Source organism: Microbacterium saperdae (assembly GCF_006716345.1).
Taxonomy (GTDB): Bacteria; Actinomycetota; Actinomycetes; order Actinomycetales; family Microbacteriaceae; genus Microbacterium; species Microbacterium saperdae.
On the sequence record NZ_VFOX01000001.1, the window covers coordinates 1,705,397 to 1,717,626 of the forward strand.

Annotated in this window: 10 protein-coding genes; 4 read left to right on the forward strand and 6 right to left on the reverse strand. The window is 67.8% G+C overall.

The features are described from left to right. Positions 1-125: 125 nt before the first annotated feature. Positions 126-1,550 (reverse strand): type I glutamate--ammonia ligase, encoded by a 1,425-nt coding sequence (gene glnA, locus FB560_RS08115; protein WP_141871897.1) that lies wholly within the window; start codon positions 1,548-1,550, stop codon positions 126-128. A 147-nt stretch (positions 1,551-1,697) separates the two neighbouring features. Between glnA and FB560_RS08120 the strand changes: the two genes are divergently transcribed. Next, entirely contained in the window at positions 1,698-2,108 is a 411-nt protein-coding gene (locus tag FB560_RS08120) for an RDD family protein (RefSeq protein WP_170198152.1), read from the forward strand. A 13-nt stretch (positions 2,109-2,121) separates the two neighbouring features. Here FB560_RS08120 and FB560_RS08125 read toward each other — a convergent pair whose 3' ends face one another. Continuing rightward, positions 2,122-2,601: an ATP-dependent zinc protease family protein gene (locus tag FB560_RS08125; protein ID WP_141871899.1), complete on the reverse strand. Its 480-nt coding sequence runs from the start codon at positions 2,599-2,601 to the stop codon at positions 2,122-2,124. A 25-nt stretch (positions 2,602-2,626) separates the two neighbouring features. On the opposite strand from FB560_RS08125, the gene FB560_RS08130 reads away from it, so the two are divergent. Continuing rightward, a complete protein-coding gene (locus tag FB560_RS08130; protein WP_141871900.1) occupies positions 2,627-3,814 on the forward strand; it encodes a RimK family alpha-L-glutamate ligase in 1,188 nt (395 codons plus the stop codon). Positions 3,815-3,880: 66 nt separating this feature from the next. Here FB560_RS08130 and FB560_RS08135 read toward each other — a convergent pair whose 3' ends face one another. After that, positions 3,881-4,591, reverse strand: a complete 711-nt coding sequence (locus FB560_RS08135) for a DUF4191 family protein (protein ID WP_141871901.1) — start codon at positions 4,589-4,591, stop codon at positions 3,881-3,883. 189 nt (positions 4,592-4,780) lie between these two features. Between FB560_RS08135 and FB560_RS20935 the strand changes: the two genes are divergently transcribed. After that, positions 4,781-6,316 (forward strand): hypothetical protein, encoded by a 1,536-nt coding sequence (locus FB560_RS20935; protein WP_229673167.1) that lies wholly within the window; start codon positions 4,781-4,783, stop codon positions 6,314-6,316. Between the two features lie 9 nt (positions 6,317-6,325). Here FB560_RS20935 and sucB read toward each other — a convergent pair whose 3' ends face one another. From sucB to FB560_RS08155, 3 genes are all read right to left on the reverse strand, one after another. Continuing rightward, a complete protein-coding gene (sucB, locus tag FB560_RS08145; protein WP_141871902.1) occupies positions 6,326-8,107 on the reverse strand; it encodes a 2-oxoglutarate dehydrogenase, E2 component, dihydrolipoamide succinyltransferase in 1,782 nt (593 codons plus the stop codon). A gap of 67 nt (positions 8,108-8,174) precedes the next feature. Then, a complete protein-coding gene (gene lpdA, locus FB560_RS08150; protein WP_141871903.1) occupies positions 8,175-9,548 on the reverse strand; it encodes a dihydrolipoyl dehydrogenase in 1,374 nt (457 codons plus the stop codon). A 3-nt stretch (positions 9,549-9,551) separates the two neighbouring features. Then, positions 9,552-11,021, reverse strand: coding sequence for a leucyl aminopeptidase (locus FB560_RS08155; RefSeq protein ID WP_141871904.1), 1,470 nt, complete (start codon positions 11,019-11,021; stop codon positions 9,552-9,554). 113 nt (positions 11,022-11,134) lie between these two features. Between FB560_RS08155 and FB560_RS08160 the strand changes: the two genes are divergently transcribed. Continuing rightward, complete coding sequence (locus FB560_RS08160) at positions 11,135-12,076, forward strand: proteasome assembly chaperone family protein (RefSeq protein WP_141871905.1); 942 nt, start codon at positions 11,135-11,137, stop codon at positions 12,074-12,076. Positions 12,077-12,230 lie beyond the last annotated feature (154 nt).

The window sequence follows — 12,230 nt, forward strand, 5'->3', positions numbered from 1 at the left end:
GCAGCGCCCGAGGTTCCTCTCGGAGCTGGACGACGAGAGAGCCCGCCACGGTGGACCGTGACGGGCTCTCTGAGATTCTGCGGACTACCTGCGGGCCTCAGCCTCAGGCAGTCCGCGGGATCGGGTCAGACGCCGAAGTACAGCTCGTACTCGAACGGGTGCGGGCGCTGGGCCATCGGCAGGATCTCGTTCTCGTACTTGTAGGAGATCCAGGTCTCGATGAGCTCCTTGGTGAACACGCCGCCCTCGAGGAGGAACTGGTGGTCGGCCGCGAGAGCGTCCAGCGAGTCCAGCAGGGAGTTCGGAACCTGCGGGATGTCCTTGGCCTCCTCGGGGGGAAGCTCGTAGAGGTCCTTGTCGACCGGCTCGTGCGGCTCGGTGCGGTTCTTGATCCCGTCGAGGCCGGCCATCAACTGCGCGGCGAAGGCGAGGTACGGGTTGCCGGAGGCATCGGGCGCGCGGAACTCGATGCGCTTTGCCTTCGGGTTCGAGCCCGTGATCGGGATACGGATCGCGGCGGAGCGGTTGCCGGCCGAGTAGACCAGGTTGACGGGAGCCTCGAAGCCCTTGACCAGACGGTGGTAGCTGTTCAGGGTCGGGTTGGTGAAGGCGAGCAGCGCCGGCGCGTGCGCCAGGATGCCACCGATGTACCAGCGCGCGATGTCGCTCAGCTGGCCGTAGCCGGCCTCGTCGTAGAACAGCGGCTTGCCGTCGCTCCACAGCGACTGGTGCGTGTGCATGCCGGAGCCGTTGTCGCCGTAGAGCGGCTTGGGCATGAAGGTCGCGACCTTGCCCCACTCTTCGGCGGTGTTCTTGACGATGTACTTGAACTTGAGGATGTCGTCCGCCGCATGGACCATGGTGTCGAAGCGGTAGTTGATCTCCTGCTGGCCACCGGTGCCGACCTCGTGGTGCGAGCGCTCGAGGATGAACCCGGCGTCGATCAGCTTGAGGGTGATGTCATCGCGCAGATCTGCGGTCTTGTCGACGGGGCTCACCGGGAAGTAACCGCCCTTGTAGGGGGTCTTGTTGGCGAGGTTTCCGCCCTCTTCTTCACGGCCGGTGTTCCAGGCGCCCTCTTCGGAGTCGACGCTGTAGAAGCTGGAGTTCGCGGTGACCGAGTAGCGGACGTCGTCGAAGATGTAGAACTCGGCCTCGGGGGCGAAGAACGCGGTGTCGGCGATGCCGGTCGACGTGAGGTACTTCTCCGCCTTCTTGGCGACCTGACGGGGGTCCTTCGAGTAGATCTCACCGGTGCGCGGGTTGTAGATGTCGAAGATCATCACGAGCGTGCTCGCCTCGCGGAACGGGTCGACGTACGCCGTCGTCACGTCCGGGATGAGCTGCATGTCGGACTCGTGAATGCTGGCGAAGCCACGGATCGAGGAGCCGTCGAACAGCTGACCCTCCGTGAAGAACGCCTCGTCGACCGTTGACGCAGGAATGTTGAAGTGCTGCTGCACACCCGGAAGATCGGTGAAACGGATGTCAAGGAACTTGACGTCGTTCTCCTTGATGTAGCTCAGCACCTCGGACGAATCTTTGAACATGTACGACTCCTGTGTAGCGGATCGATGGCTTACGGCCATTCTGCACAGTACGGCTGAGGGATTTCTCCAGGGTGTCCGCTTTGTTTCGGGCTTGTTACAGCGCCCGGACCGCATCGGTAGGCTGGAGAGGTGACGGATGCGGCGAACATGTACCCCGGTGAGCGACTCGGACTCCCGGACTCAGGATCACGGAGCATCGGTCGGATCGGTCGTCGGATCGGCGCCCTCCTCATCGACTACACGGCCGCGACGATCATCGCGACGGGCTTCCTGGGTTTCAACCAGTTCGCGCTCCCGACCGAGGCCGGACTCACGCAGTTCGCCCCGCTGCTCGTCTTCGCGCTGCTGCAGATCATCTTCATCCCGGTCGTCGGAGGCAGCCCCGGTCACCGCATCGTCGGCATGCGTCTCGTGCGCATGGACGGCGGATGGATCGGCGTGTGGCGACCCCTCGTGCGCACTCTGCTGCTGATCCTCGTGATCCCCGCGGTGATCTGGGATGCCGACCAGCGAGGTCTGCACGACAAAGCCGTCGGCACGGTGCTGATCCGCGCCTGACGCTCGCCGGTGCTCAGTCCCTGCCGCGGTTGCGGCGCCGGGCCTCCCGCGGCGCACGCCCACCCAGGAACGAGCGCGCGGGGTCGACGGCATAACCGCGCCGCAAGGCTTCGCGGCCGATGAGCATACGGAAGCCCATCTCGTCGCGGTTGCTCAGTGTGACCTCTGCCAGCACCTCTCGATCCACCAGGCGGATCAGCAACATGACGACGAGGCGCTCCTGCGCATGGCCTGAGGAGCTGCGCACGGCGCGTCGATCGTGCACAGGCGTCTCGACCACGACCGTGTCCTCCTGGCTGTCCTGCCAGGGCTTGAGACGGAATCGCACCCAGGACTCGCCCTCTCGGTCGAACTCCTGGATGTCGAATGCGTGCAGGGAGGAGGTCCGCGCGCCGGTGTCGATCTTGGCTTTGATCCAGTCCACGCCGAGATCGGGCAACGCAACCCATTCTCGCCACCCTGTAAGAGTGTTTGAATGGGATGTCTTAGTCACCCGACCATCCTGGCAGGAATTCTCCGTGAAGATCGCAGTGCTCTCCCGTGCGCCCCAGGCGTACTCCACCCAACGACTGCGTGCGGCTGCCCTCCAGCGCGGCCACAACGTCAAGGTGCTGAATACGCTGCGCTTCGCGATCGACCTCACCGCGGACGAACCGGACCTGCACTACCGAGGCAGACAGCTGAGCGATTACGACGCGATCCTGCCGCGCATCGGAAACTCGATCACGTACTTCGGCACGGCCGTGGTGCGCCAGTTCGAGCAGATGGACGTATACACGCCGAACACGGCGAACGGCATCTCCAGCGCCCGGGACAAGCTCCGTGCGAACCAGATCCTGTCACGGCACAACATCGCGATGCCGCCGACCGCATTCGTGCGCAACCGAGCCGATGTCCGGCCCGCGATCGAGCGTGTGGGTGGCGCACCGGTCGTCATCAAACTGCTGGAGGGCACGCAGGGGATCGGCGTGATCCTCGCTCCGCAGGTCAAGGTCGCCGAGGCGATCATCGAGACCTTGCACTCCACCAAGCAGAACGTGCTCATTCAGAAGTTCATCTCGGAGAGCCGTGGACGTGACATCCGCGCCTTGGTCGTCGGAGATCGCGTGGTCGCGGCCATGCGGCGCTCGGCGGCGGGAGACGAATTCCGTTCGAACGTGCATCGCGGCGGTTCTGTCGAGGCGATCGAGCTCGACCCGGTCTATGAACGGGCCGCCGTCCGTTCCGCCCAGATCATGGGGCTGCGCGTCGCCGGAGTGGACATGCTCGAGGGCGACGACGGACCTCTCGTGATGGAGGTCAACTCCTCACCGGGATTGCAGGGCATCGAGACCGCGACGAAGCTCGACGTCGCGGGCGCGATCATCGACTACATCGCCGGTCAGGTCGCGTTCCCTGAGATCGACGTGCGGCAGCGGCTGACCGTCTCGACGGGGTACGGCGTGGCAGAGCTCATGGTGCACGGTGCGGTCGACCTCGTGGGCAAGACCCTGGGTGAAGCGGGGCTCTGGGAGCGTGACATCACGGTGCTCACTCTGCATCGGGGCGCCACGGTGATCCCCAACCCGCGCAAGCATGTGGTGCTCGAGGCTGAGGATCGTCTGTTCTGCTTCGGAAAGCTCGACGAGATGCGATCGATGGTCCCGGAGCGCCGTCGCCGGCGCGCGAAGGTGCGTCGACTCCCACGCCAACCGCTTTCGGAGTGACAGGACAGAAGCGCGGCCGCACCTCCGAGGAGGGCGGCCGCGCTTCGTCGTCTGCGGGGCTGCAGCTCAGCGCGGGCGCTGCGCGCGCACCTTCGTCGGGTCGATGCCCTTGGGGATCGGCAGCGAGGAGAGCGACTGCGACACCGACTCGATGCGGCGGATGACAGCCGCGAGAGTCGCCTTGTCGATCGCCTTGGGGAGTTTCTTGATGGTCTTGGCGAGATCGGCGATGGTCACTTCGTCGTCACCGTGTCCGACGTAGAGCACCGTCACGGGCACGCCGTTCGCGACGCGCTGGACCTTGCTGCGCTCTTCGTTGACGAGTCGGGTGAGCCGACCGCGTGCGCCTTCTCCCACGATCACGACGCCGCCCCGGCCGACCGTGCGATAGACCGCTTCCTGCGTCTTCGGGTTGATGCCGACCGGCGTCTCGGATGCCTGCCAGCGGCGACCGAGGCTGGTGCTGAGCACGTGGCCGGTTGCTCCGGGCATGCCGTCGATCTTCGCGTACATGGCCGTCGTGGAGAGCCTGGTCATGAGGAACATGGCACCGAGCACACCGAACATCAGTCCGCTGATACCCCAGAGCACGAGCGTCCAGATCTGGAACGGGGGAATGAGGTAGCCGGCGACGAGGCCGAGGAGGACACCGCCGATCAGGATGCCGACCTGCGCCCACGGCAACCAGGCATACACCTCACGGGTGAACCGGAAGAGGGACTTGATCTGGGAGAAGAACCCAGGACGCTTTTCGGGTTCGGGAGCACGCTTTGCCATGCGCACCAGCCTACCGAGTCCGGAGGCGCTCGTTGACGGCGTTCGCGTCCAGCGGAGCGTTGCCGCCCTGCCGCGCAACGGGTGCTTCGCCGCGTGGACACCTCCTGCACAGTTCGTCGATTGTCGGCTTTTCGTCCACATCGCCTCCGATCGGCTTCGGGGAGTGGGCAGATCCGGTGTGATGAAGCCATGCCAGCTGCCGCGACCGACGCCCTCACACCCGCGCTCCTTCCCGGGGCGCATCGGGTGATCCGGGCGATCGACTCGCATGAGGGTCCGTTCGTCGGGGTGCTGGTCACGCGTGGCGACGCCGTGGCGGTTCGGGTCGACGCAGCGACGCTGGCCGGCTGGGAGGGCTGGCGCTTCGGAGGCTCGGAGCACGTGGCCGGACCGCTCGACCTCGTGCGCCGTGCGCAGGGACACGACGTGCTGCTTCCATGGTGCACCGAGAGGGTGTCGGCATTCGTGGGGCGTCGCACCGCGGCGGATGTGGGGCTGTCGTCGGGGGAGTGCAGCACTCTACTGGTGAGTCTGTTCCGAGCGCTGGAGGAGCTCGGAGAAGACGGAGCGACGGAGAATGCGACGGGCGCCTGGTGGCTGACGGACGAGGGCAGGCCGGTCTTCGTGCTCGGCGAAGGCGTGGAGGCGCGGGCGGGGGTCGCGCTGCTCGTCGCGCAACTCGGGGAGAACTGTGCGGACAAGACGCTGGGGCGTCTTCTGGGGGTCGTGCAGGAAGGGCTGCGTACGAACCTCGAGCAGCAACAGCGTCGTGTGCCGCGGCTGCTGCTCGAGAAGTGGGAAGGGGAAGTTCTCGAGGTCGCGGCACCGCGGGTGCTTCGTCGGGAGATGTTCGCTCCCGAGAGGGCGGACACGGTCGCCAGGGCGGCGCTGCGTGGGGAATCCTCGGCTCTCCCGTCACGGCGCGTCGCCGGTTCGGCGCGCGGGGGGCGCATGCGGCGTGGCGTGACGAGAGATCGTGCCAGGGCGCGAACTTCGGCCGGGAGGTTCGCGTCCGTGCCGGGGGACGTCATGCGGTGGGTGCGGGGATGCGCCCGCGCTCTGCGCCCTCCGACCCGCCGCGAACGCATGGGGGCGCCGACAGTGCAGCGGGGCACCGCACCCCGGCCCCGCCGTCGTTCGCTCCTGGTCGCGGCGGGCGCGGCGATCGCCGTGCTGCTGGGCGGGCTCGTGTGGCCCAGCGGAGCGACGAGCGAGGTCGCGGAGGGCCCGCAGCCATCGGGCGCCGTGCAATCCGCGGATCCTGACACGGGGAGCGCGGCTGATCTTTCCCCTGCCGCAGAGCGACCTGGCGCATCTGCGGATCATGTGCGGCAATCGCCGGACTCTTCGCCCTCTCCGGTCGCGTCGCGGCCGACTCCGGAGTCAGAAGAACCTGCGGAGGCGGCGTCCTGGTTGCTGGACGAGATCAGCCGGTGCGCGGACGCTGGTGACGCGATCTGCGCCGTGGCCGTGGCGGGCGGATCGGCTGCCGTGATCGAACTGCTCGCCGACGGCGGAGCAGAATTGTCTGATGTGGAGCTCGTCGACGAGTACGGAGACGCCGCCGTCGTGCGACTGACACCGAAGGACGCGCGGAAGGATGTGGGTGCACCGGATGCGACGCGGGACGCCGCATCGGGAGCCGATCAGTTCCTGGTGCTCGTGCGGATCAACGAGAAATGGCTGGTCCGCGACGTGTACGACGTCGCGGACCAGGCAGAGTGATGAGTCGGATCAGGCGCCGAGCTGTGCGGCGAACTGAGCGGCCTCGAGGCGGGCCTTGACCGCACCGAGGAAGCGAGCAGCGTCAGCACCGTCGATGATCCGGTGGTCGTACGACAGCGCGAGGTACACGTACGAACGGATCGCGATCGCGTCGGAGCCGCCGACCTTCACCAGACCGGGGCGCTTGACGACCGTACCGGTGCCGAGGATCGCCGACTGGGGCAGGAACACCACGGGAGTGTCGAACAGCGCGCCGCGCGAACCGGTGTTGGTCAGCGTGAACGTGCCGCCGGCGAGCTCGTCGGGCTTCAGCTTGTTGTCACGCGTCCGAGCAGCCAGGTCGGCGATCTCGTGCGCGATCTGAGCGATGTTCTTCGAGGCGGCATCCCGCAGCACGGGCGTGAGCAGTCCGCGCTCGGTGTCGACAGCGATCGACACGTTCTCGGACGCCGGGTAGACGATCTGGTCGTCCTTCACCGTCGCGTTGACGATCGGGAACGCCTGCAGCGCCTCAGCCGTCGCGAGTGCGAAGAACGGGAGGAAGGAGAGCTTGTCGCCCGTCTTCTCCAGGAACGATCCCTTGACGCTGTCGCGGTAGTTCGCGAGATCCGTGACATCCACCTCGACGACGGTCGTCAGCTGTGCCGTCTGCTGCATCGAGGCGACTGCACGCTCGGCGAGCACCTTGCGCAGGCGGGACATGGGCTGGGTCGTGCCGCGCAGCGGCGAGACCTCGAGCGGAGCCGGAGCAGCCGCAGCCGGTGCGCCTGCTGCGGGGGCGGCCGCAGCCGTCTCCGCAGCCTTGAGCACGTCCTCCTTGCGGATGCGTCCGCCGACACCGGTGCCGGTGACCGACGCCAGATCGACGCCCTGCTGCGACGCCAGACGACGCACCAGAGGGGTCACATACAGGTTGTCGCTCTCGGTGGGCAGAGCCAGCGCCGGAGCAGCAGGCGCTGCCGCCGGAGCAGCAGCGGGCGCCGGAGCGGCAGCGGGCGCCGGAGCGGCAGCGGGCGCCGGAGCGGCAGCGGGCGCCGGAGCGGCAGCGGGCGCCGGAGCGGCAGCGGCGGGAGCAGCAGCAGCGGCCGGAGCAGCAGCAGGTGCCGGAGCAGCAGCAGGCGCTGCCGGAGCGGGTGCCTCTGCGGCCGGGGCGGGTGCTGCCGGAGCGGCACCGGAGCCGACACGCGCCAGGACCGCACCGACGGAAACGGTCTCGTCCTCAGCGGCGACGATCTCCTGCAGCACACCGGCGACGGGCGAAGGGATCTCGGTGTCGACCTTGTCGGTCGAGATCTCGAGCAGTGCCTCGTCGACGGCGATCGTGTCACCGACCTGCTTGAGCCAGCGGGTGACGGTGCCCTCGGTGACGCTCTCACCGAGTTCGGGCAGAACGATGTCGGTGGCATCGCCGGCGGGCGCGGCGGCCGGTGCAGCCTCGGCTGCCGGTGCAGCTTCCGCGGCGGGGGCAGGCGCTGCCTCAGCGGCAGGTGCGGGGGCGGCCTCGGCGGCGGGCTCGGCGGCAGCCGGAGCGTCCGCGGCCGGAGCCGGAGCGCTTCCGTCGCCGATGCGAGCGAGCAGAGCACCGACCTCGACGGTTTCGTCCTCGGCGACGAGGATCTCCTCGATCACGCCGCTGACGGGGGAGGGGATCTCGGTGTCGACCTTGTCGGTCGAGATCTCCAGCAGGCCCTCGTCCGCCTGTACGGTGTCGCCCACCTGCTTGAGCCAGCGGGTGACCGTACCCTCTGTGACGCTCTCACCGAGAGCGGGGAGGATGACGGATGTGCTCATGACGGAGTCTCCTTCAGGAAGTGTGTTGACGCTTGTCTAGCTTAGTGACTCAGGCACCGGTTGGTGCTCAGAGGGCGTGCAGGGGCTTTCCGGCCAGGGCGAGGAAGGCTTCGCCCAGCGCCTCGCTCTGCGTGGGATGCGCGTGGATCAGGGGCGCGATGTCCTCGGGGTGGGCTTCCCAGGCGACTGCGAGCTGTCCCTCGGTGATGAGTTCCCCGACCCGGTCTCCCAGCAGGTGGACGCCGATCACGGGGCCGTCCTTGAGCCGGACGACCTTCACGAGACCGCCGGTTCCGATGATCTCACTCTTGCCGTTGCCGGCCAGGTTGTACTCGTACGCCGCGATGGCGTCGGCTCCGTGCTCGGCGACGGCCGCTGCCTCGGTCAGTCCGACGGAGGCGACTTCAGGGCTCGAGTAGGTGACCTTGGGGATCTGCAGGTCGGGGATGTTGACCGGAGCCAGTCCCGCGATCCGCTCTGCCACGGCGATCCCCTGCTGGAAGCCGCGGTGCGCGAGCTGCAGCCCGGGAACGATGTCACCGACGGCCCACAGGCCTGGGACACCCGTGCGGAGGTTCTCATCGACGGTCACGAATCCGCGGTCGAGCGTCACGCCGGCCTCTTCGAACCCGAGGTCAGCGGTCACCGGCCCGCGGCCGACCGCGACCAGCAGGTAGTCCGCGGAGAACTCCTTGCCGTCCTCCAACGTGACGGTCACGGAGCTGTCGTTCTGGACCGCGGTCTGGAAGCGGACGCCGAGAGAGTACTGGATGCCCCGGCGACGGAATGCGCGCTCGAGGCCCTTGCTGAGGGCGACGTCCTCGTTCGGGACGAGGTGCGGCAGCGCCTCGACGATCGTCACCTCGGAGCCGAACGAACGCCAGACGCTGGCGAACTCGACGCCGATCACACCGCCGCCGAGGATGAGCACCCGCTCGGGGATGACATCGAGTGCGAGTGCCTGCTCGCTGGTGATGATGCGGCCGCCGATCTCGAGGCCGGGGAGTGAGCGGCTGTACGATCCGGTCGCCAGGACGACATCGGTACCGGAGTAGGTGTCCTCGCCGACGCTCACGGTGCGGTCGGCGTTGAGACGCCCCGTCCCCGCCACGGTCGTGATCCCGCGCGCCTTGACCAGTCCCTCGAGGCCCTTGAACTTCTTGGCGACGATGCCTTCACGGTACGTGCGGACGCCGACGGGATCGATCCCGGTGAGAGTCGCCGTGACGCCGACCGATGCGGCATCCCGCACATGCTCGGCGACCTCTGCCGCGTGCAGCAGCGCCTTGGTCGGGATGCAGCCGCGGTGCAGGCAGGTGCCGCCGACCTTGTCCTTCTCGATCAGGGCGACGGATTTGCCGAGCTCGCTGGCCCGGAGCGCCGCGGCGTAGCCGCCGCTGCCGCCACCGAGGACGACGACGTCGAAGGTGTGTGTGGTCATAGGTCATGCCTCCGTGTGGGATGCGTGGGCGAAGGCGACGATCGATCGAACCATCGCCCCAGTGGGGCCCTTCTCAGTGAAACCGTAGGGTGCACTGCCGTGCTCGCCGGATCCGGCGATGTCGAGGTGCACCCAGGGGATGCGAGGGGCGTCATCCGCATCGGACACGCGTCCGACGAACCGGCGCAGGAAGAGTCCCGCGAACGACGCGCCGCCGGCCCGATCGCTCATGTTGGCGTTGATGAGGTCCGCGATCGGCGAGTCGAGCGTGTCTTCCATGTACTCGGGAAGAGGCATGTGCCAGGCGAGCTCATCGGCCGAGTCTGCGGCGGCGAGGAACTGGGCCACGGTCTCGTCGTCGCCCATCACTCCGGTGTGGCGGTGTCCGAGGGCGAGGATGATGGCTCCGGTCAGAGTGGCCACGTCGATGATCACGTCCGGGTGCTCGCGGCTCGCGGCGACGAGGCCGTCGGCGAGCACGAGGCGGCCCTCTGCGTCGGTGTTGAGGACCTCGACGGTGGTGCCATCGAGCATCCGCAGCACGTCCCCGGGACGTGTCGCACGTCCGGAGGGCATGTTGTCGGCGATGCAGAGCCACGCGGTGACGCGAACCGGCAGCCCCAGCGTCGCGATGGCTCGCAACGCGGCGAGGCTGGTCGCCGCGCCCGCCATGTCGAACTTCATGCCGACCATGGACGCGGCCGGCTTCAGGGACAGCCCGCCCGTGTCGAACGTGATTCCCTTGCCCACCAGCGCGATATGGCGCGAGGCATCCGCGGGGGAGTAGTCGAGACGGACCAGGCGCGGTGGTCGGTCAGACCCCTGACCGACACCCAGGATGCCGCCGAACCCCTGCTCTGCGAGGGCAGCCTCGTCGAGGATCTCCACAGTGACATCCAGGTCGGCGACGCTGTCGGCTGCACTCTGCGCCAGCTGTGCGGGACTCTGCCATTCGGCGGGAACCTGCACGAGGTCCTTGATGAGGGCGACTGCGTCACCGACGGTCTGCGCGTGCGCGGCCGTCGCGTCGTCGATCTGCGCGTGCAGGATGACGGACGATGCGCGCTTCTTGCCCTGCTCCGAGCGGTAGCCCTCGAAGCGGTGTCCGCCGAGAACGGCACCTTCCGCAGCGGCAGCCGCGAACGACTCGAGCCCCGGCGCGAGCGCCAGGGAGATCGTCTCGAACCCGGTGATCACCCGCAGGGCGGCTCCGGCGGCGTTGCGGACGGAGACAGCTGTGGGAGCCCCTGCGCCGACCACCGCGAACGGGACGGAGGACACCTCGGGCGCATGCACACGGGCGAATGCGGATGCGGATCCGGTGAATCCGATGCCGGCGAGGATGTCGGCGAGACCGGGGTAGCCGTCGAGCGCCGAGGCGGACTCCGAGATGTCGGGGACGACGAGCACTGCGGCATCTGCAGCGCTTCCGGGGAACTGATCGATGGTGTGCGAGAGCACGGGAAGCGTCATGGTTCCATCCTAGGGATCACCGCGGTGGCACGGGCGCGAGCGGCCACCCGCGTGTTCGCTCTCAGCATGATGCCGCCAACCCCGGCAGCGGGAGTGGCTCGTAGCATGGACACATGCCCTTCTCCGGACCCATCCATGAACGAGTCGCGAACGCGCCGGCCGTCCCGCGCGGGCTGCCCCTGGTGGTGCTCCTGACCGGATTCACCGATGCGGGCAGCGCTGTGTCCGGCCTCATCGATCACCTGCGAGAGACGACGTCGCCGCAGGCCGTCGTGGTGTTCGACAACGATGTGCTCCTTGACTACCGCGCCCGTCGCCCCGTGATCTCCTTCGATCAGGATCACCTGACCGAGTTCCGTCCGCAGCGCCTCGAGCTGTCTCTCGCCACGGATGCGCTCGGACAGCCTTTCCTGCTGCTCGCGGGCTACGAGCCGGACTTCGCGTGGAACGCCTTCGCGAGCACGGTGCTGGAACTGGCCACCGAGTTCGAGGTCTCAGGTCTCAATTGGGTGCATTCGATCGCCATGCCCGTGCCGCACACGCGGCCGATCGGCACGACCGTCAGCGGCAATCGCCGCGAACTGAACGTGGTCCACTCGGTCTGGCGTCCGCGCACACAGGTGCCGGCGACGGCGGGTCACCTCCTCGAGTTCCGCTTCGCCGAGCGCGGCGACCGCGCCGTGGGATTCGTGCTGCTGGTTCCGCACTACCTCGCCGAGACCGAGAACCCCGATGCCGTCATCACCGCTGCCGAGCGGCTGATGGCATCGACGGGCCTGGTGCTCGTGCTCGACGCCGTCCACGAGCGACGGGACGACTATCTCGCGCGTGTCGACGAGCAGGTGCTCGGCAACGACGAGCTGCAGCAGATGGTGCACAACCTGGAGCGCCGCTACGACGCCTACATGGCCGGGCGCAACCCCGACGACGGCTCATACGACGAGGGCGGATTCAGCGAACGCGACCTTCCCAGCGCCGACGAACTGGCTGCGGAGCTCGAGCGCTACCTGGCCTCTCGGCCTTCGGGTGACGAGGACAAGCCCGGGCGGACGTGACCCGATTCCGGCGAACTTCGCCGGAATGCATCCGCATCGCCACACGTGTGCGATACTAGGACTCTGACCCGTTGTCAATCGCTCCTTTTCTGGAGCGGACTTGACAAGGGTCTTACTAGTGTCCGAAATGTCCCGGGGCGGTCCGCAGCCCCGT